Source organism: Paludibacter sp. (assembly GCF_009712605.1).
Classification (GTDB): domain Bacteria; phylum Bacteroidota; class Bacteroidia; order Bacteroidales; family Paludibacteraceae; genus Microbacter.
Genome location: NZ_WASO01000010.1, coordinates 78,683 through 99,404 on the forward strand (window position 1 = coordinate 78,683; position 20,722 = coordinate 99,404).

Annotated in this window: 15 protein-coding genes; 7 read left to right on the forward strand and 8 right to left on the reverse strand. The window is 42.5% G+C overall.

Features of this window, described 5'->3' with window-relative positions:
- Positions 1 to 37: 37 nt before the first annotated feature.
- The 3 genes from F8N35_RS08990 to F8N35_RS09000 form a co-directional block, all read right to left on the reverse strand.
- Positions 38 to 817 (reverse strand): class I SAM-dependent methyltransferase, encoded by a 780-nt coding sequence (locus F8N35_RS08990; RefSeq protein WP_293051596.1) that lies wholly within the window; start codon positions 815 to 817, stop codon positions 38 to 40.
- A gap of 77 nt (positions 818 to 894) precedes the next feature.
- Positions 895 to 2,037 (reverse strand): 4-phosphoerythronate dehydrogenase, encoded by a 1,143-nt coding sequence (locus F8N35_RS08995; protein WP_293051599.1) that lies wholly within the window; start codon positions 2,035 to 2,037, stop codon positions 895 to 897.
- Positions 2,038 to 2,067: 30 nt separating this feature from the next.
- Positions 2,068 to 2,733: a DUF4294 domain-containing protein gene (locus F8N35_RS09000; protein ID WP_068703005.1), complete on the reverse strand. Its 666-nt coding sequence runs from the start codon at positions 2,731 to 2,733 to the stop codon at positions 2,068 to 2,070.
- A gap of 107 nt (positions 2,734 to 2,840) precedes the next feature.
- On the opposite strand from F8N35_RS09000, the gene F8N35_RS09005 reads away from it, so the two are divergent.
- From F8N35_RS09005 to xylE, 7 genes are all read left to right on the forward strand, one after another.
- Positions 2,841 to 4,760 (forward strand): ATP-dependent DNA helicase RecQ, encoded by a 1,920-nt coding sequence (locus F8N35_RS09005; protein WP_293051607.1) that lies wholly within the window; start codon positions 2,841 to 2,843, stop codon positions 4,758 to 4,760.
- Positions 4,753 to 5,403: an HAD family hydrolase gene (locus tag F8N35_RS09010; RefSeq protein ID WP_293051610.1), complete on the forward strand. Its 651-nt coding sequence runs from the start codon at positions 4,753 to 4,755 to the stop codon at positions 5,401 to 5,403. Before F8N35_RS09005 ends, F8N35_RS09010 begins: the two co-directional genes overlap by 8 nt.
- 369 nt (positions 5,404 to 5,772) lie before the next feature.
- Positions 5,773 to 6,489 carry an NUDIX domain-containing protein gene (locus tag F8N35_RS09015; RefSeq protein WP_293051613.1) on the forward strand — a complete coding sequence of 239 codons (717 nt, stop codon included), beginning with the start codon at positions 5,773 to 5,775 and terminating at the stop codon, positions 6,487 to 6,489.
- A gap of 44 nt (positions 6,490 to 6,533) precedes the next feature.
- On the forward strand, positions 6,534 to 8,006 hold the full coding sequence (locus tag F8N35_RS09020; protein ID WP_293051616.1) for an FGGY family carbohydrate kinase: 1,473 nt from the start codon (positions 6,534 to 6,536) through the stop codon (positions 8,004 to 8,006).
- 24 nt (positions 8,007 to 8,030) lie between these two features.
- A complete protein-coding gene (locus tag F8N35_RS09025) occupies positions 8,031 to 10,220 on the forward strand; it encodes a glycoside hydrolase family 3 N-terminal domain-containing protein (protein ID WP_293051618.1) in 2,190 nt (729 codons plus the stop codon).
- A gap of 47 nt (positions 10,221 to 10,267) precedes the next feature.
- A complete protein-coding gene (gene xylA, locus F8N35_RS09030; RefSeq protein ID WP_293051620.1) occupies positions 10,268 to 11,584 on the forward strand; it encodes a xylose isomerase in 1,317 nt (438 codons plus the stop codon).
- 133 nt (positions 11,585 to 11,717) lie between these two features.
- A complete protein-coding gene (xylE, locus tag F8N35_RS09035; RefSeq protein ID WP_293051623.1) occupies positions 11,718 to 13,388 on the forward strand; it encodes a D-xylose transporter XylE in 1,671 nt (556 codons plus the stop codon).
- Between the two features lie 84 nt (positions 13,389 to 13,472).
- On the opposite strand, the gene F8N35_RS09040 is transcribed toward xylE, so the two are convergent.
- From F8N35_RS09040 to F8N35_RS09060, 5 genes are all read right to left on the reverse strand, one after another.
- Positions 13,473 to 14,771 (reverse strand): SGNH/GDSL hydrolase family protein, encoded by a 1,299-nt coding sequence (locus F8N35_RS09040; RefSeq protein WP_293051626.1) that lies wholly within the window; start codon positions 14,769 to 14,771, stop codon positions 13,473 to 13,475.
- A 48-nt stretch (positions 14,772 to 14,819) separates the two neighbouring features.
- Positions 14,820 to 15,599 (reverse strand): hypothetical protein, encoded by a 780-nt coding sequence (locus tag F8N35_RS09045; protein WP_293051628.1) that lies wholly within the window; start codon positions 15,597 to 15,599, stop codon positions 14,820 to 14,822.
- 183 nt (positions 15,600 to 15,782) lie between these two features.
- Positions 15,783 to 16,937: an acyltransferase gene (locus F8N35_RS09050; protein ID WP_293051630.1), complete on the reverse strand. Its 1,155-nt coding sequence runs from the start codon at positions 16,935 to 16,937 to the stop codon at positions 15,783 to 15,785.
- Between the two features lie 265 nt (positions 16,938 to 17,202).
- Positions 17,203 to 18,990, reverse strand: coding sequence for a T9SS type A sorting domain-containing protein (locus F8N35_RS09055; RefSeq protein WP_293051633.1), 1,788 nt, complete (start codon positions 18,988 to 18,990; stop codon positions 17,203 to 17,205).
- 122 nt (positions 18,991 to 19,112) lie between these two features.
- Positions 19,113 to 20,705 (reverse strand): cadherin-like beta sandwich domain-containing protein, encoded by a 1,593-nt coding sequence (locus tag F8N35_RS09060; RefSeq protein ID WP_293051636.1) that lies wholly within the window; start codon positions 20,703 to 20,705, stop codon positions 19,113 to 19,115.
- Positions 20,706 to 20,722: the final 17 nt, after the last annotated feature.

Genomic DNA, 20,722 nt, shown 5'->3' on the forward strand with positions numbered 1-20,722 from the left:
AAAATTACTTTTTAGTGTTGTAATGCGATTTTTTTCTTCAAAATGCGACAATATAATCCTGCTTGAACAAATCCGTATTAAAAAACACTATTCCCATTTCAAAAATATCTATGGATAATCTGACATCCGGATGTTGTGTGATTTGTTGCCAGGCAAGGCTCATCTCTTGGCTCCGGTAAATGTCATCAAACACAAAAATACTGGACTTATGGGCTTTGGGCAGGCACATCTCAAAATATTTCAATGTTGCCTCCTGAGTATGGTTTGCATCAAAAAAGACGAAGTCAAGTGACGGCAGTTTTTCTAGTATCCCCGATAACACTTCATCAACTTTTCCACAGCAAAGCTCAATATTATCGGCACCTAACGTCTTAAAATTTTCTCTTGCCAGTCGGCAAATATTTTCATCTGCATCAATTGTGACTACTTTGCCATTTCTGTTTACTTGTGACAGGTAGAGCGTTGTCAGCCCCAAACATGTGCCGAGCTCCAGTATTGTTGACGACCGGTTACAATTGGCCAAACGGAACAACAATTGCGCATATTTTGTGCATTTTACAGACCTTCTGGCAATATCACAAATCCTACGCTTCGTATAACCACCGGTTCCATGATCTGTCACATCGATCATCTCTTTTGACCTCAGAAGTTTTTCTCTGAAATCTTCAATATTTTCGTAACAATAATAGGGAGATTGCTCGTAAAAGACAGAATTAAGAAGATTGAACACAAAAGGAGAATGAATGCCATAGCCTTTCTTGTGACGAGCTCTTAACAAATATAACAGGTAGGATTTTATTGTAAACGTTCGGTTCATGTCATTCAGATAACCATACAAAAGTACAAAAATCGGTTTACAACCGACACGCTACCGTAATGTTTCACAATAAAAAATCAGGACAAAGCGACTTGAAAACCCAGTGCTTTCAGAAAATCAACAAGTTGACTATTTCCATGCTTCAAATTTATTGTGTAAGCCTGAAATTCGCGGCGAATGGGATAATTTCCTCTTTGTTTTTCAAAATCAGCAACCGCATTACGCAATCGTTCGTTGTCGTCAGTAATTGCATAAGTAGCCCAAACTACCTCTGCAAATAACTGCGAAAGAGTCTTATTTGACGCGTCAATGGTTAATAAAGTCGATTGCTGTGGCAACGGAATCGAACCGGGTTGCCATGTATTAAGGGGTAAGCTAAAGAATCGGCTCAAGGCCTGTACACTCATCGCGGTAGCGGTAGCCTTACCGTCGGCTGAATAACCTGCAATATGAGGAGTCGCCAAGCCCACCCGATTTAACAGTCCAACTGAAATTTTCGGTTCCTGTTCCCAAACATCAAGAACAGCTCCCTGAATTACTTTATTGTCCAGGGCTATTTCCAAAGCCTCTCCATTGACCACTTCGCCCCTTGAAGAATTAACGAGCCATGCAGAAGGCTTCATCTTGTGCAGGTTCTCAGAATCAATAAGATGAAACGTTTTGTCTTCGCCCGATCGTGTCAACGGTGTATGAAGAGAAACAATATCGGCTTGTTGCAACAAATCTTCCAACGAAACAAAATTTCCTCCTCGTGTTCTTTGCAAAGGCGGGTCATTAACCAGCACCTTCATCCCCAGCAATAGTCCGAGTCGGACGATCTTGCTTCCCACATGCCCGCATCCAACGACGCCAAGAGTAAGATTTTCAAGCTTCATCTGCTTTGCCAGAACGAGCCAGGACAAAACAGAGGCAATATATTGATAAACGGAGCCGGAGTTACAGCCGGGCGCATTTGTCCAGAAAATACCTTTGCCATCGCAATAGGCAGTGTCAATATGATCTGTTCCTATTGTTGCCGTAGCAATAAATTTTACTGTCGAATTTTTTAGGAGAGCTTCATTGCAGATAGTGCGGGTCCGAACAATTAAAGCATCTGCATTTGCCACAATATTTGAATCAATTTGAGCACCTTCCACATAGTTTACATCTGCATACAGCTCTAAAACGCCCTTAATAAAAGGGATTTTCTCATCTATTACTATCTGTGGACGTTGATGCATATGCTCGGTTTTGAAGTAAAAAAAGCCGGATCATAATTGTCCGGCCTCTACAAGAGTAATCACCCTTTCTATAATTTTATCCTTGTTTTGCACATCGTATTCAGCTTTTAGGTCTGACCCGAAAAGCTTGGCCACGGTTTGCCACATCCATGCCGAAAAAGCGCCTTTATATGTTCTAATGATAGAATAAGTCGTCTGATGGCATTCCCTATCGACAAGGCGCACAAGCAATTTTCCCTGATTGATAGACATCGATCGTAATTCTTTCTCGTAACGCTTGAAAAGTTCCTTTTCAGTTTGTTTCAGGAATACCTTACGTTCTTTTTCATCGGTTATCTGTACAAGCTGTTTGTTAGCATCATACACTGTTCGGGAAACAAGTCGTGCATAAGGCAACACTCTCTTTACGTCCCGCACCGTTTTCCAATAGAAGTTTTCCTGCTTCTTATTCATGAACTTCATTGGAGGGAAGCAGTAAAAATCATTGAAGACATACAGGAACAATGTGTCACGACCATGCACTTCATAATTACACACACAACTTTTAGGAGACAACTTCAGGGTATAGTTGAGCTCGTTAAAAATCTGCTGAGTGGTCTGTAGTTTGTTCAGCCACTGATCATAGTCCACTGTCTGATTAAAAGCCATGACAGCAGACGAAAAGGTAATCAATATCGCAAAAATAACACGACGCATGTATGCAATGATTAAATCCGGGTACAAAGGTAATTATTAAATGGAGCACAACGACCGATTTAATGGTATAAAAATTGTAATTTTGCAACAAATTCGTCAGAAGTCCGATGGATAAATTTCTCAGAGTATTAAAAGAATATTGGAACTACGAGGCATTTCGCCCGTTGCAAAGCGATATTATCCTCAGCATTGCCGGGGGAAAAGATACGTTGGGACTAATGCCCACCGGTGGAGGCAAATCCATTACATTTCAGGTACCGACCATGACGATGGAGGGAACCTGTCTGGTAATTACACCCTTAATTGCTCTGATGCGCGACCAGGTAGACAATCTTAAAGCCCGTGGAATCAAAGCCGAAATGATTTGTACCGGCATGAGTCGCCAGGAGATCATGACTACCCTTGATAACTGTGCATTCGGCAATGTGAAATTCCTTTATGTTTCACCCGAAAGACTATCCTCCGAACTGTTTTTAAAGCGGCTTAATTCCATCAATATTTGCTTAATCGCGGTTGACGAGGCGCATTGTATCTCTCAATGGGGATACGATTTTCGCCCATCTTACCTGAAGATAGCTGAGATACGCCAACATTTGCCGGGGATTCCAATTTTAGCCCTGACAGCCACAGCAACACCGGAAGTAATCCGGGACATACAATCACAATTAAACTTCAGCGAGCCCAACTGCTTTTCTCAAAGTTTCGCAAGAGAGAACCTTGCTTATGTAGTTCGCGAAGCAGATGACAAGCTTTCCCTTTTAACCAAAATACTGACCAACGTTGCCGGTTGTGCTATTGTATACGTACGAGACCGAAAAAAGACAAAAGAAGTAGCAGAATTTCTGCTTGACAAAGGTTTTTCGGCCAACTTTTTTCATGCGGGATTGCCGCAGCACGTGAAAAACGAACGACAAGCTGCATGGAAATCGAACCAATGCCGGGTAATCGTCTGCACCAATGCATTCGGTATGGGCATTGACAAACCTGACGTTCGATTAGTTATTCACCTCGACCTGCCTGATTCGCCGGAAGCATATTTTCAGGAAGCAGGACGGGCAGGACGCGATGGCAAAAAAGCGTATGCCACTATCATTTACAGCAAGAATGACGGAGCAAAACTAAAACGCAGAATAAGCGACTCGTTCCCTGACAAGCAACGGGTTCTTGACACTTACAATTCACTTGGCAATTTTTACCAGTTAGCAGTCGGATCCGGATTTGAAGCCGTTTATCCGTTCGACCTTCAGGAATTTTGCAAGGCCTACAAATTGCCTCTCAACATGAGCTACAACGCGTTGAAGATAATGGAGCAGGCCGGCTATATTACCTTGTCTGATGCACTTGACAATCCGTCGCGGCTAATGATAACCGTCAACAAAGAAGAACTCTATTCTATACGACACGGGAACCCCGAATGGGATAACATCATTCAGGTAACGTTACGATCTTATACCGGGTTATTTGCAGACCATGTGTATATCAACGAAGACTTAATCGCTCAAAGAGCCGGATCGACGAGAGAAACCGTATACAACGCATTCGTCCAGCTTAGCAAGGCTCATATATTCAGCTATATTCCGGCCAAGAAAACGCCGTTTATCACATTCACCTCTTCCCGAGAAGACATTAAACATGTAAAACTGAGCAAAGATGTGTATGAGACCCGCAAAGAGCGATTCGAGAAAAGAATAGAAGCAATGCAAAGCTATGCGGAAGAAAACAACATCTGCCGTAGCCAACAGTTGTTAGCCTATTTTGGACAAAAACAGGAAACCGGCTGTGGCGTGTGCGATGTCTGCATTGCAAAAAAGAAAAGTTCTCTTTCTACAGACGAATTCGAATTAATCGTGTCTCGCATTAAAAACCACATAAGCGAAAAGCCGGTGTCCACAAACGAACTTCTTCGTAAAATGAATACATCCGAAGCTAAGACAAAACAAGCTTTACGCTTTTTGCTCGATAAAAACGTCATCTCAATAGATCAAAGCCAATTAATCCACTTATCCAACACCAACTCCAATGATTAAGTTAGTAATTTTCGATTTAGACGGAACGCTTTTAGACACCATATACGACCTGGCTCACAGCTGCAATTACGCACTTGAATTACACCACTACCCCACTCATCCGATCGAAGCTTATCGTTTTTTTGTGGGCAACGGGATGAACAAACTGGTTGAGCGCGCTCTTCCGGAAAGCGACAGAAATCCGGCAACCATCGCGAAAGTCAAACGCGATTTTTTACTCTATTACGCTGATCATTCAACTGAATTTACCCGTCCTTATCCCGGAATTACAGAACTTCTGGAAACTTTACAGGTGAAGGGCATCAAACTTGCCGTTGCATCAAATAAGATAGATTCTGCCACAAAATATCTGATCAAGCGATTTTTTCCTCAGATCGCATTCTCCACGGTATTGGGGCAACGCGAAGACTTTCCCATAAAACCGGATCCTGCCATCGTATATGAAATTATGAAGAATGCTGATACAGATAAAGGAGAAACGCTGTATGTCGGAGATTCGGGCGTGGATGTAGATACTGCGCTGAACGCCGAAGTTTCTTTGGTTTCTGTACTCTGGGGCTTCCGACCAAAAGAAGAATTACAGGCGAAAGGTGCCACGCTATTTATTGAAAGAGCCGAAGAAATTTTGGGCCTCCTCAAATAAAAAACTTTACATAAATCTGCATCAAACTCTGCCCGTAGTAGATGATTCCGTATCACACACAACAGTCTTTTGGTCTCTAAAACACTTTGTACTGCTTTCCATATTACCTCCCTTACAAAACATCCATTTTGTACATAATCAATTTTGTCATTGACATTATTTAACAGCCATACCTTATTGTATTTTTTACAATAGCAATATCCCTGCTACACTTCTGAAATCCAGCACTATGAGAGAAAAGCTTTACTGTATTTAATACAAAGTTCAATTATCTGTATATCAGTTTTTTACATTACTAGCTCTTGCTTTTAATCAAGAAATGATGTTTATTTGCATAGAAATTATTTATTGACCGGAAATTATTCTACCATGCAAGAAACATCACTCTATCCTCACGTATCTGTTGACTGTGCCATTTTTGGATTCGACGGAGAACAATTGAAGATTTTGCTGATCACCCGTACAGGAGAAAGCGAAGAAGGTCGTTATAGTGACATGAAGCTTCCCGGCAGCGTGATCTATGAAAGCGAAAATCTTGACGACGCAGCCTATCGCGTTCTTTACGAACTAACCGGCATCAAAAACATTTACCTGCAACAATTTCGCAGTTTCGGTTCCCCGGACAGAACCAAGCATCCCCGGGATATCGTTTGGCTTGAGAATGCCATCCACATGAAAATTGGACGCATTATCACAGTTGCTTATGTAGCGTTAATCAAGATCAATCAAAAGCTGAGGGGCTTTGCCGATGGATATGAAGCGCACTGGTGCAACATATCTGAAATAGGACAACTGGCGTTTGATCACAACGAAGTTGTGGAAGGCGCGTTGAATTATGTCCGTAAAAAGATAGAAGAAGACCCGACGGGAATGTACGAACTCCTGCCGAAAAAATTCACTGAGGCCGAATTGAGAAACCTGCATGAAGTCATTTTCGGAGAAAAAGTTGACATACGCAATTTTCACAAAAAATTCATCTCTCTCAATTATATCATTCCATTGGAAGAGAAGCAACAAAATGTGGCTCACCGTGCTGCCCGTTATTATCGCTTTGACAAAATAATTTACAACAAATCTCACAGGTAAAACAATTCACGACTAATTATAATTAACCACAAAACACTATAATAATGTATCTATTAGGCATCGACGTAGGCAGTTCGTCTGTAAAAGCTTCATTAGTAAACGCAGAAAACGGCAAGTGTGTAGCTTCCGACTTTTCTCCAAAAGTAGAAATGGAAATCACAGCCCTGAAATCGGGATGGGCAGAACAACATCCAGACAGCTGGTGGAACAATTTCAAAGCCGCATTAAAAAATATACTTTCCGAATCGGGCGTAAACAGCAGCGATATTAAAGCCATCGGTATTTCTTATCAGATGCACGGATTGGTACTTGTTGACAAAAATCAACAGGTATTACGTCCTTCTATCATTTGGTGCGACAGCCGCGCCGTACCTTACGGCGAAAAAGCATTCAAAGGTATCGGCGAAGAACAATGCCTCTCTCACCTACTCAACTCTCCGGGTAACTTTACAGCATCAAAACTGGCCTGGGTAAAAGAAAACGAGCCTGAATTGTTTGCCAAAATTGATAAAATAATGCTTCCGGGCGACTATATTGCCATGAAGCTGACAGGCGATATCACCACTACTGTTTCCGGTCTTTCAGAAGGTATCTTTTGGGATTTCCAAAACAACTGTGTATCAGAAGACATTCTGAACTATTACGGTTTCGACAAATCAATTATCCCTACCATTTTACCCACCTTTGCAGAACAAGGCAAAGTAACTGCTTTTGCAGCTAAAGAACTGGGTCTTGCTGAAGGCACACCGGTTACTTACCGTGCCGGCGACCAACCGAACAACGCATTATCTCTCAACGTATTTAACCCTGGAGAGATTGCTGCAACAGCCGGAACCTCCGGTGTTGTTTATGGTGTTAACGGCAATGTAAAATATGACCCACAATCACGCGTAAATACTTTTGCTCACGTAAATCACACTACGGAATCGACACGTCTCGGCGTATTGCTTTGCGTAAACGGCACAGGCATCCTCAACTCATGGATGAAAAAGAACGTTGCTCCTGAAAGCATGTCTTACAAAGAAATTGATGCGATGGCTGAAAAAATCGCCATTGGCTCAGGCGGCATCTCTATTCTTCCTTTTGGAAACGGAGCTGAACGTATGCTGGGCAATAAAGAAACCGGTTGTTCTATTCACGGTATCAACTTCAACAAACATGGCAAAGCAGAAATTTTACGTGCTGCTCAGGAAGGCATTGTTTTCGCATTTGCTTACGGCATGGAAGTAATGCAGGGAATGGGTATCGACACCCGTATCATCCGTGCAGGATTTGCCAACATGTTTATGAGTTCTATTTTCCGCGATACGCTGGCCGGAGTAACCGGAGCCACTATCGAATTATTCAACACCGATGGTTCTGTAGGCGCAGCCAAAGGAGCAGGGATTGGCGCAGGCATCTACAAATCGAATGTTGAAGCATTCTCAACTCTCGAAAAGCTGAAATCTACAGAGCCGGACGCCAAGAATGAAACAGCATACAAAGAAGCTTATGAGCTTTGGAAATCAAAACTGTAATTGACAACACCCTTATTAGTTGCTATGAAACGGCTTCGAGTCTTATCGTCTTTGTTATTTGCCGGTGCTTTTTGCACATCTTTGTTTGCACAACAGTTTCCCTATCAGGATCCAGGCAAAACGGTTGATGAGCGTGTTGCGGATCTGGTCTCGAGAATGACACTACAAGAAAAGGCCTACCAGATGATGAACAGTGCCCCCGGCATTGAACGACTGGGATTGCTTCCTTTCGAATGGTGGAACGAGGCATTACATGGTGTTGCACGTACAGGAAGAGCTACGGTTTTTCCTCAAAATATCGGTTTAGCGGCAACTTTCGATCCCGATCTCGTGAAACGTATCGGAGAAGCAATTTCTGATGAAGCCTGGGCAAAGTTCAACATTGCCCAGCGAATGCAGAACTACGGCAAATATACAGGGTTGACCTTCTATGCCCCCAACATTAATATTTTCAGAGATCCTCGTTGGGGTCGCGGGCAGGAGACTTACGGAGAAGATCCGTACCTCACCTCACGCATGGGTATTGCTTATGTGCAGGGAATGCAGGGTAATGATCCGCACTTTTTGAAGACGGCAGCCTGTGCTAAACATTACGTAGTTCACTCAGGCCCGGAAGCTTCACGCCACTCGTTTGATGCCGAACCTCCGATGAAAGACTTCATGGAGACGTACACGCCGGCGTTCGAAGCATTGGTAAAAGAAGGCAACGTGCAGAGCGTAATGTGCGCTTACAACCGTACATTCGGAAAACCATGTTGCGGCAGCTCATTCCTTTTGTCGGAATTGTTACGCAAACGTTGGGGATTTCAAGGCTATATCACTACCGACTGTGACGCTATCACCAACTTTTACAAACATCACGGAGCAGCAAAAGACGAAGCCGACGCTTGTGCATTAGCCATCAAAAGCGGTGTAAACCTCGACTGCGGCAACGAATTTCAAAGCCTCCCTGAAGCTGTAAAAAGAGGATTAATTACCGAAAAAGAGATCGACCAGGCATTAAGTAAGCTTTTAGTAACACGTTTCAAATTAGGATTGCTTGACCCGGTAAACAATAACCCTTATTCAAAAATAGGCGAAGAAGTTATTGGATGCAAAAAACATGTTGACCTGGCATACGAAGCTGCTGCAAAGTCTATTGTTCTGTTACAAAACAAGAACAACTTGCTTCCCTTGAAGAAAACCATTAAATCGATCTTCGTAACTGGCCCATATGCTGCCAGTCAGGATGTTTTGATGGGTAATTACAACGGAGTAAGCGATCACCTGACTACCGTTCTCGAAGCAATTGTAGGGAAAGTAAGTGCCGGTACATCGGTTTTCTATCGTCAGGGAGTAGAGCCCAGCGCTCCCAACCAGAATGCCAGTAATTATGCGTTTGGCGAAGGCGCTAATTCGGACGTAATCGTTGGTGTATTTGGAGTATCAGGTGTTTTTGAAGGAGAAGAAGGAGAATCGACAGCTTCAAACACGTTGGGTGACCGTCTGAATCTGAATATTCCTCAAAACCAGCTCGACTTTCTCCGCACCATGAAGAAACGATCAAAAAAACCGATCGTATTGATTCTGACCGGAGGTAGTCCTGTTTGCACAGCCGAACTGTCGGAAATTGCCGATGCTATCATCTTTGTATGGTATCCGGGACAAGAGGGCGGACGGGCTGTTGCCGATGCCCTTTTCGGAGATGTAAATCCTTCCGGAAGGTTAGCCATCACTTTCCCGAAATCGGTTGACCAACTACCTGCTTTTGACGATTATAGCATGAAAGGTCGCACCTATCGTTACATGACGGCAGAGCCGCTCTATCCTTTCGGATTCGGGTTGAGCTACACTTCGTTCCAATACAGCGACATTGCCATTGATAAAGCAAAAATTAAAAAAGGAGAAACCGTAACAGTAACTACCAAAGTGACCAACACCGGAAAATCGGATGGTGAAGAAGTTGTTCAGCTTTACGTCACCGACGTAAAAGCAAGTACACGAGTACCTCTCTATTCTCTCGACGGAGTGAAACGCCTGAAGCTGAAAAGCGGCGAATCTCAAACCGTTTCATTTCAAGTTACACCGCGAATGATGGAATTGGTGAATGACAGCGGAGACCGAGTGCTTGAAAGCGGTGATTTTAAAGTTACCATAGCCGGCAGTTCACCGTCTCCGGTTGCACAAACACTGGGAGCTGCCACACCGGCATCTATCCAGTTTACAATGAAATAATTCAGTTCTAAAATTATAACAACAAACCCTAACATTAAATTCAAATTATGAGCACAAAAGTTTATTTCCCTTCAGTGGAAAAAATCAAATTTGAAGGCAAAGACAGCAAAAATCCTATGGCCTTCCGTTATTACGATCCTGAAAAAGTAGTTTATGGCAAACCAATGAAAGAATGGTTCAAATTCTGTATGGCATGGTGGCACACACTGTGCGCAGAAGGTGGCGATCCTTTTGGTGGTGGCACACAAAAACACCCTTGGGTAGGCGCTACAGATGCTGTACAAGCTGCCAAAGACAAAATGGATGCAGGTTTCGAATTCATGCAAAAAATCGGCATCGAATACTACTGTTTCCATGACATTGACCTGGTAAACGAAGGTGACAGCATCGAACAATACGAAGCAAACCTGAAAGCTATCGTTGAATACGCAAAACAAAAACAAGCTGAAACAGGTATCAAACTGATGTGGGGTACAGCTAACGTATTCAGCCACGCGCGTTATATGAACGGTGCCAGCACCAATCCTAACTTTGACGCTGCTGCACGTGCTATGCTTCAAATCAAAAACGCTATTGACGCTACTATCGAACTGGGTGGTAAAGCATACGTATTCTGGGGTGGTCGTGAAGGTTACATGAGCTTGCTCAACACCAATATGAAACGTGAAAAACAACACCTCGGCACCATGTTGCAAATGGCTCGCGACTATGGTCGTGCTAAAGGTTTCAAAGGAGTATTCCTTATCGAACCGAAACCAATGGAACCAATGAAACACCAATACGATGTAGATACTGAAACAGTTATTGGCTTCCTGAAAGAATACGGTTTGGAAAACGATTTCAAAGTAAACATCGAAGTAAACCACGCTACATTGGCAGGTCACACATTCGAACACGAATTGCAATGTGCTGTTGACGCAGGTATGCTGGGTGCTATCGACGCTAACCGCGGTGATGTTCAAAACGGTTGGGATACAGACCAATTCCCTGTTGACATCTTTGAATTGACACAAGCTATGCTTGTTATCCTCCAAGGTGGTGGTATGCAAGGTGGTGGTACCAACTTCGATGCTAAAATCCGTCGTAACTCTACCGACAACGATGATTTGTTCATTGCACACATCGGTGCTATGGATGTAATGGCTCGCGCTTTGGAAGCTGCTGCTGCTATCCTCGAAGAATCTCCTTACAAACAAATGGTTGCTGATCGTTACGCTTCTTATGACGCTGGCAAAGGCAAAGAATTTGAAGAAGGCAAACTGACCCTCGAGGATGTTGTTGCTTATGCTAAATCTGTTGGTGAACCTAAACAGATCAGCGGAAAACAAGAATTGTACGAAGCAATCGTAAACATGTACATCTAATCTTTACCGATTAAATCGTAAATCTTACGACAATAACGAAGAGCCGGAATGATGACCTTAGTTGTTTAAGTTCCGGTTCTTTTTCTGTTATTATCATATCTGCTATTATTAACAACTTAAAAACTAATACAACATGGCTTTTATCGACACAGGCGGAAGTAAGTCAAGCTCCTTTCAGGAAGGAAGCAAACTCTACATCGCCCTTTTGACATTGGTAGCCACACTCGGTGGTTTGCTTTTCGGGTATGACACGGCGGTTGTAAACGGTGCTGAAAAATCGCTGGTAGAATTCTACATTTATAAAGAAAACGGGGGTAATTACCTCTTTGATCCAAACACAATCTTCACGCTCATTGGCCAGTACCGTATGCTCATGGTCATCGTTCTTTATTTGATCTTCGTAGTCATCGGAGCTCAGATGATGGGGCTGCTAGGCAAGAAAAAAGGCGGCATTGTAAGCGCCGTTATGTTAGGCGGACTCACAATATGGGCCGTCAGCTTTTTATTCAAAGCACTTCCGGCTCTTTCGGATGTTGAAGAAATGAAAAATACAGCTGATGCTGTAAAAGGTTTTGTTATTGCAAGTGCACTGATCGGATGTATCATCGGTGGTGCTTCTGCCGGATTTATTTCCAAATCATTAGGCCGTAAAAACGGCTTGTTTATTGCTGCCATTGCTTTTTTTGTTTCGGCTGTTGGTGCATGGAGACCCGAGACCTTTAACGTATTCGGTACCCTTCCTGTTTATTCATTTGTTATTTACCGTATTATCGGTGGTATCGGTGTCGGTATTGCCTCTATGATTTCTCCGGTTTATATTGCCGAAATTGCTCCCGCAAAAGTTCGCGGCAAACTCGTATCCTTCAACCAATTTGCCATCATCTTCGGTATGTTGGTTATCTATTTCGTAAATCTTATCATCGCTCGCCAGGGTAACGAACAATGGTTAATCACTGATGGATGGCGTTATATGTTCTTATCAGGTGCCATCCCTGCTGCTATTTTCATCATTTTGCTATTCTTCGTCCCGGAAACTCCCCGTTACCTCGCCCTGAAAGGGAAAGATGAAAAAGCACTAAGCGTTCTTGAAAAAATAGCAGGAAAAGAGAGCGCAAAAAATATCCTTGCCGATATTAAAAGCACTTTACACGAAGCCAATGCTCCCTGGTTGTCTTATGGATTCGGCGTTATTTTGATTGGTATTCTGTTATCAGTATTCCAACAAGCAGTGGGTATCAATGTGGTTCTTTACTATGCCGGTAATATCTTCCGCAACATGGGAGCATCTACTGACTCGTCATTGCTTCAAACAATTATCGTCGGCGTTGTGAATCTTACATTTACCGTGGTGGCAATTGTCACTGTCGATAAATTCGGACGTAAACCTTTGATGATTATCGGTTCAATCGGCATGGCAATCAGCATGATCGCTCTCGGTTTTACCTTCTATACAGAACACGTAGGTATCGTTGCTCTTATTTTCATGTTGTTCTATACAGCTGCCTTTGCAATGAGCTGGGGACCTGTTTGCTGGGTACTTTTGGCAGAAATCTTCCCGAACTCGATTCGTGGAGCCTTGTCAATTGCTGTTGCAGCGCAATGGATTGCCAACTGGATCGTATCACTCACCTTCCCGATGATGAACGACAACGTATGGCTCACCAATATTTTCCACCACGGTTTCTCTTACTGGATCTATGGGATTATGGGTATTCTTTCTGCTATCTTCATGTGGAAACTTGTTCCCGAAACCAAAGGTCGTACCTTGGAGTCGATCGAAGAACTCTGGAAAAAGAAGAAATAATTATTCAGCTTCGCTGTTTACAAAAAAAGAGTCGGTCGAAACATGTTCGGCCGACTCTTTTTGTATGTATACGAAACCCGCTGCCTATTCAAACAACTTCAAGTCAACATATTCACCCATCTTTGCATAACCGGCTTCATTGGGATGAAGGAAATCACCCGATTGCAGATCCGGAGACAACGCTTTCGGGTCTTTCGGGTCGTTCATTACTTTTTCGAAGTCGATTACCGCATCGAAACTACCGCTGGTACGAATCCATGCGTTCACCGTATCACGAGCCGTCTGGCGAAAATCTTTGTCGTAAAACGACTTTGCAAACGGAAGAATAGTTGCTCCGTACACTTTCATTCCTTTCGCATGAGCCTTCTCAATCATCTGTTTGTATGCTTCAATCAAATCATGTGCTACCTGCGCAGCCTGCTCGCTGGTTTTGATGCCTCCAATATCATTGATTCCTTCCGAGATAATAAGCCATTTTACTCCATTTTGTTCCAGAATGTCGCGATCGAAACGAGCCACTGCAGGATCTCCCTGTCCTCCACGAACCACGCAATTGCCACCGATGCCCAAGTTCAACACTGCCCGGTTTTTAGTAGCCGGATTATGCAGCAAACGGTCGGAGAAAACATCTGTCCACCGGTTGAATTTACTGGTTCCCGAACCACGTCCATCAACAATAGAGTTTCCCAGAATAGCAATCGCAGCAGTAGAGTTTGATGCCATCACATCGATTCCCCGAATGACAAACCAGTGATCAGTCGGAATTGCATGGGAAAAATCGGCCAATAAAGACTTGTTCCCTTGCAACAAATACGACGTTGTGCGGGATGCCGCATGTCCACCCACATTAGGTCCGGCTTCGCCGAAACAAATAGTGATAGCCACTTTCATTCCCGGGTCCACATGAAAAGAGATAGGATCGGAAACTATCTCCGTCTCCGGGGACATGGTCACCTCTTTCTTTCCTGCAAATTTCAAGATCTTGTTTGTTTTGGCATCAATATCGCTGCCACCCTTTGAAACGGCAATGCCAACCGATTTCAGAACAACGGCATTTTTACAAAATAAATTGGTAAAGCGAAAACGCAACACATCGCCTCCAACCGAAACACGTACAACCTGCCGAAAGCTATTATTCGTGAGTCCCGGTGCAGGAGCCATATTATTGGCATCCACAAAATAGGGAGCTGTACTCCAGGTTCCCACCCACGACTGCTCCTTGAGAGTAGTTTTGGGGGCTTTCCCTTTACTGACTTCGGGGCTTGTAAAACTGAAAAGAAAAGCCGAAAGCAGCATAAGAGTCATTGCATGCAATGCAGAATAGGCCATTCCATATCTGCCTCTACCCTTATCGCCAAATTTAATACTAAAAGATTTTTTCATTATTTATTTATTTTGAGACTACTGTATTATTCAAATGAAAGGTGTAAATCAACAAATATTGCGCGATTGTTCCTCTATATTACGAATCGTATCTGTCAGAATATTCATATCAACTTCATCTCCTTTACCCTTCAAATCTTCGTTCAGGTATTCAAACGGATCTTCAATATCCTGAATTACATAAAGAATGATGAAAATCATAAAAGCGAACAATGCTGGCAAAATTGCTCCACCCCACCAAGGCGTAACATCAAGAAACAAAAAGACGCCAATAAAGATGCAAACAATAATACGGATGGTTGTAAATACCGATGGCAAAAAGTCAGTTTTCTTCACAACCGTAATACGATTAAACATTTTACGAATGGAAACCAACTCCGTTTTCAAACGGTTTGCATAAACAGTTGCCATCTCGTTACCATCAAATTTATGAATATCCATCACCCATTTATCAAGCACCTTCAACGCATTTTTGTCGTGCTTTATAAAAAAATCCAGCAATAATGTTCTGATTTCTTTCGGCATTTCAACCAAAAATTCTCTTAAACGTTCGCTGGGCTTAGTCTGATAATGCAGATAGGTTTCCTGCCATATTGCAAAAAAAGATGCAGATAATTCATTCGGTATCTTTTCGCTCTCTTTGTAATCTGCAATAACTCCGGCAAGCAAAAAACCAAGAACAAATACGATGGACGTAAGAATTGTAGGCAGCATCGTCATTAGGTTACTTGGAATACATTCATAACCAAAGTGATGAACAATTACTTTCAATGCAAAAAAGATGACTGCAACAGGCAGTGCTTTGTAAAACAACTTGTATTTTCTCATCCTAAAAAACTAATAAAATTAACTACACTAAATTTTCTCTTTTCAATATACGACATTAGCATCGTTGTTATGTCGGTTATTTTTCCCGCGCCAAAATTACAAAAAGGAATGGAAATGATAAGCATTCTAATCATTTCCATTCCCTTTGAAAACACCGTAAACAAGTATTCAATCAGTTAAAAATCATTTACGACGGCCCTCCTTGCCAATATATCTCTTTGCCAGCCATGTTCTCACAGGTATGTCATAAAGTTTAAGACATGCATAAGCAAGAATTATGGAAGAGACAAGAACCAAAATTCCTGCCGGCCAAGCCTGATTCAAAGGCACTTTATTATCGACTACCCATGCCGTAAAAATATAAATAATTGGATAGTGCGTAATATAGAGAGGATAAGAGATATCGCCCAGAAAACGACTTATCTTCGAAGAGTATTTACCTGTCACTTTACCGCTTGCTCCAAGATATACTATTAATGGGAACACCAAAATAATCGTCAAGGAATCGTACAAACCATTGATCCACAAATTTTCGCTACCCCCTACTCTTGGGAAAGAAAGAATTGCAACCACCATCAGGCTACACCAAAGGAAGGCATGCTTAAACTTACCCGGTTTACATATTCTTGAAAGCAAAAGTCCGGCAAAAAACGGATACATCAGGCGGGTAAAACCAATGCGCAATTGTGCAGGCTCCAGCGACCAGCCACCAATCATATCACCGTGAGGACTGGTTACCGCAAGGTGAATAGTAGCGCACCCGGCAAGAAAAACCCAAACGGCCAATAATTTGTTTGAAAATTTACGAATAAACAGAGCATACAGAATATTGCCCACATACTCAAAGAAGAGCGACCATGCAGGACCATCAAGCGGGTGCATTTCCGTCCACCCTCTAATATCCAGCGAAGTGGGTACCGGAATCAACGTAAAACCAATCAGCATAATGAGCAATAATTTCCAGACAGGAACACTACTGATGCCCGGAAAAACAATTGGTGATGCGCTAAAGTAAAATCCAATGGCTCCAACAATCATCCCTGCTATAATCATCGGATGAAGGCGAATGATACGACGTTTGAAAAAACCTTTCAAGGTCATTTTACCCCAGCGATCGTCATAGGCATAGCCAATCACAAAGCCCGAAAGCACAAAGAAAAAATCCACTGCCAGATAGCCGTGGTTTACTATTTGCTTGAGATGGTCTCCTCCCGAGAAGGTTTCGAAGATATGAAAAATAACAACCATAACAGCCGCGACACCACGCAAACTATCCAAGATCTCATAGTGACGTTTGGTATCAGAAAAAACGGTTAATTGAGCATGTTTTGAACTCATTGGATTTGTAAAAAGGTTAATCAGATTTATATTACCCGGACATTCTTGACGCAAAATTAACTATTTATTTTCGTTAGCGCATGAAGAAAACTGTCAAAAACAGGGTAAATAGCAGTCTTTTAGCACTAAGCATATAAAAACAGGGTTATCGTAAAGTTTTTCTTGGATAAAAACTCAACAATAACCCTGTCTACAGAAAAATATTAGAAGAAGACTATTTTCTATTCATTGTTTATTTTTAATCATTATCAGCGTGCATAAAGACTCATTTCTTCACCAGTTTTTTCTCAACTTTTCCATTGGGAGTTGTAATACGAACCGTATAGACTCCTTTTGCCAAGCCTGAAACATCCACTGCTTGAGTATTTGCAAGTATCGCTGAAATCACTTTGCTCCCTCCCATATCATAAACAGCTATTTCACCTTCATCAATGCCCTTTATGTACAAACGATCATCGACAGGATTCGGATAAATCGTCACTCCGTCTAACTGAGCATCATCAATGCCGGTAGCAACAGAAGTAGTAAAGTTGACCTCTTGCCCATAACTTGTTCCAGCAGTATTAGTCGCAAAAGCACGTACGTGATAGGTTGTATTGGCTGTCAATGAAGTCATGGAAGCAGTAAACGCACCTGTTGCCGAAGCTGCTCCGTTATCAGCTTTACTGTCGGCGGTGGTCGGGGTACCAGATGTATTCCAGCATACGCCGTAAGCCGTTGGGTTTGGAACACCTAAAGAGGTGATGTTACCATTACCTGTAGCAGTAGTAGCAGCAATGCTCGAAACCGCTTGAGTTGTAACGGTTGGTGCAATGGCACTTGTTGTAAACGAAACTTCCGAACCGTAACTTGTACCTGCGGTATTTGTCGCAAATGCCCGGACATAGTATGTTGTATTTGCCGTTAATGAAGTCATAGAAGCGGTGAATGCACCTGTAGCCGAAGCCGCTCCGTTATCAGCTTTACTGTTAGCGGTAGTAGGAGTACCTGTGGTATTCCAGCAAATACCATAGGCTGTTGGATTAGAAGTTCCTAAATCAGTTATATTACCGTTTCCGGTTGCGGTTGTTGCAGCAATACTCGAAACGGCTTGGGTGGTTACTGTCGGGGCTATTTCTTGTACTAATATAACGCCTTGATCGCCCGTTGCAATGAAGATTCCGTTTCCGTACGTAATTCCGTAAAGGTCGACGGTAGTTCCTGATGCTTCGGTTGTCCAATTCACTCCGTCGGATGATTTGATGATAGTTCCGCCATTTCCTACTGCATAAAAATAACCGTTTCCAAAAGCAATGCTGTTCATATATGTACTGGCATTATATACACTGGAAGAACTCCAGGTGATACCATCTGTTGATTTAATCACTTCGCCGGCATTGCTTAATGCTACAAATATATTATTGCCATAAGCAACCCCCGCCATGGTTGATGATATCGGATTGCTTCTGGATGTCCATGTTGTGGTGTTGGTAGAGGTGAATACCCGTCCGTGCAAACCTGTACCAACGGCAACATACATTCCGCTGCCATAGCAAATGCCGTTTATAACCAATCCGCTACTACTTTCAGGGTCACTGCCGGAGAATACCGTTGACCAAGATATTCCATCGGTTGATGTGAATATACTTCCAGTACTACCATTACTAGAGCATGTTACAAATTTACCACCGCCATATATAATAGCTCCTGTACTCATGCTGATACCCGTAGTCGGAAGTGAATTTCCCGTCCATGTATCTCCGTTATTGGTTGAATAATACACATATTCCCTCTGATTATTATCAGTCGCCACAAAGGTATTGTTTCCATAAGCAATGAATCCCGGCATTCCTGACACACTTGTTGTTGTATTCCAGGTATGTCCGTTATCCGTTGACCTATACATTTTCCCTGTGTTGTAGTCAAATGTAATAAAATAATTGTTACCATAGCCGATGCCATAGAAAAGAGCCGATGCATCCGGGATTTTTGTTGTCCAGATTATTGTTTGTGCCTTTAAACCGTATCCAATAAAAAACAAAAAGCTCATCAGCAGATATTTTAGAGATTGCATCCTTTTAAATGTAAAAGTTTTCATATGTTTCTACGTGATTAAGTTTTTATTCTATGAAATGTACAAACTACCAGTCATGAATATTTCCAAAAGAAATTCATGACTGGTTCTTTTTAAAATAGCTATTTGGTAACAGTTACTTTATATGTTGTGGAAGCACCACCGTTTGTAACAACTATCAAAATAACATTATCACCACTACTCATCGTTTTTGTTATAGATGAACCTGAATTGACAAGTGTTCCGCCAACCGTTATTGAAGAGCCCGCTGCCGTTGCCGTTGGTGTAAATGACACTTGAGATTTACCAGTCGTAGCTGTATAAACAAAAATAGTAGCTTGAAAACTAGGACTGAGTATCATGGCTGTGTTCCCTGGCATACCTTTCAGAAGCAAGTTGGATAAACTGGTATCAACCCTTGTGATTGTAATCGAATAATTTTGTGTTACCCCGTCTGCAGTTACAACAACAGGAATTATGGTCGTTCCTACGGCCAGTGAAATAGACGCTGATGATTGTCCCGAAGTAACCGGGGAACCGTTTACGGTTATGGATGCCGAACTATCTTCTGCTGTAGGTGTAACGGTTATGCTATTTACATCAAAACCAACCGAAGCTGTGTATCCTGTGGTCGTTTTAGCAAAAGGAGCAGGGTTGAGTGCAATAGCGGTAGAACCTGCTTGTGTTGTAAGATTACTTAAATAAGCACTGTGGGCGCGGGTAATTTTTATGGTATACGTCTGAGAGATCCCATTAGCCGATACTACTACTGTTATATCATTGTCACCTATGCTTAATGAAATAGGACCGGACGAACTTCCGCTGTTTACCGCTACATTATTTACAGTAATTGTAGAACCTGTTTGCCCTGCTGTTGGTGTAACGGTTACCGAAGAAATTTCGCACGCTACAGAAGCCGTGTAAGCATAAGTTGCACTTGCAAACGATGGCGATAATGGTATATTGGTTGTTCCCGATTGTGCGGTTAACCCACTAAGCACAACTCCCTGCTGACGAGTAACTGTAATAATATAAGTGTTTACAATGGTTCCGTCAGTTACATTGACGGTAATGGTATTTGCCCCAACATTTAAGGGGAGGGCTGCCGATGCACTTCCACTGGCTACCGTTGCTCCATTTACAGTAATTGCACTAAAATAATTTCCTGCAGTAGGTGTTACTGTTATGCTGCTTACTGAATTAGCTACCGTTGCAGTATACGCATTTGTTCCTTGTGCAAAAACGGGTGTTAATGTTCCTGAACTTATAGCTAAAGCAGTAAGAACAGGTGCCGAATATACCTCAAATTCTACAACTGATGCTAATTGTGGATTAATCGCCGGACCTGAATTGAAGACCATCCTAAAGTAACGAGCACTAAAGGTAGCTACCGTCCGGTCTGTAATGCTATTAGTGTTGCCATTTACGACATCTCGTGAAGTCCAGTTGTTGCCATCCATACTCGACTGCAGTGTATAGTTAGGCATATTGTAGCTTGCACTCCATCCGGCAACGCCCATAAATCGGGCAACCCAACGGTTTACATAACAAACAGCACCTGCGTCTATTGCAATCCATGCGGCAGATGTTGTTATTTTGCTAAGCCAACGACTAGGAGTATCAATTGTGCCATTGTTGGCTCTGTTGGCACTAAACGGCGACACATAGCTACTTGCGACAGCCGCTTTGTTTAATAATATATTTATTGAAGCCATCTTGTTTTGGGTTTATT

Bases quoted from the DNA above. Each gene is read 5' to 3' on its own strand.
- F8N35_RS09010 (WP_293051610.1), top strand. From the start codon at position 4,753: ATGATTAAGTTAGTAATTTTCGATTTAGACGGAACGCTTTTAGACACC.
- F8N35_RS09025 (WP_293051618.1), top strand. From the start codon at position 8,031: ATGAAACGGCTTCGAGTCTTATCGTCTTTGTTATTTGCCGGTGCTTTT.
- F8N35_RS09015 (WP_293051613.1), top strand. From the start codon at position 5,773: ATGCAAGAAACATCACTCTATCCTCACGTATCTGTTGACTGTGCCATT.
- F8N35_RS09040 (WP_293051626.1), bottom strand. From the start codon at position 14,771: ATGAAAAAATCTTTTAGTATTAAATTTGGCGATAAGGGTAGAGGCAGA.
- F8N35_RS08995 (WP_293051599.1), bottom strand. From the start codon at position 2,037: ATGCATCAACGTCCACAGATAGTAATAGATGAGAAAATCCCTTTTATT.
- F8N35_RS09045 (WP_293051628.1), bottom strand. From the start codon at position 15,599: ATGAGAAAATACAAGTTGTTTTACAAAGCACTGCCTGTTGCAGTCATC.
- xylA (WP_293051620.1), top strand. From the start codon at position 10,268: ATGAGCACAAAAGTTTATTTCCCTTCAGTGGAAAAAATCAAATTTGAA.
- F8N35_RS09060 (WP_293051636.1), bottom strand. From the start codon at position 20,705: ATGGCTTCAATAAATATATTATTAAACAAAGCGGCTGTCGCAAGTAGC.
- F8N35_RS08990 (WP_293051596.1), bottom strand. From the start codon at position 817: ATGAACCGAACGTTTACAATAAAATCCTACCTGTTATATTTGTTAAGA.
- F8N35_RS09050 (WP_293051630.1), bottom strand. From the start codon at position 16,937: ATGAGTTCAAAACATGCTCAATTAACCGTTTTTTCTGATACCAAACGT.
- F8N35_RS09055 (WP_293051633.1), bottom strand. From the start codon at position 18,990: ATGCAATCTCTAAAATATCTGCTGATGAGCTTTTTGTTTTTTATTGGA.
- F8N35_RS09020 (WP_293051616.1), top strand. From the start codon at position 6,534: ATGTATCTATTAGGCATCGACGTAGGCAGTTCGTCTGTAAAAGCTTCA.
- xylE (WP_293051623.1), top strand. From the start codon at position 11,718: ATGGCTTTTATCGACACAGGCGGAAGTAAGTCAAGCTCCTTTCAGGAA.
- F8N35_RS09000 (WP_068703005.1), bottom strand. From the start codon at position 2,733: ATGCGTCGTGTTATTTTTGCGATATTGATTACCTTTTCGTCTGCTGTC.
- F8N35_RS09005 (WP_293051607.1), top strand. From the start codon at position 2,841: ATGGATAAATTTCTCAGAGTATTAAAAGAATATTGGAACTACGAGGCA.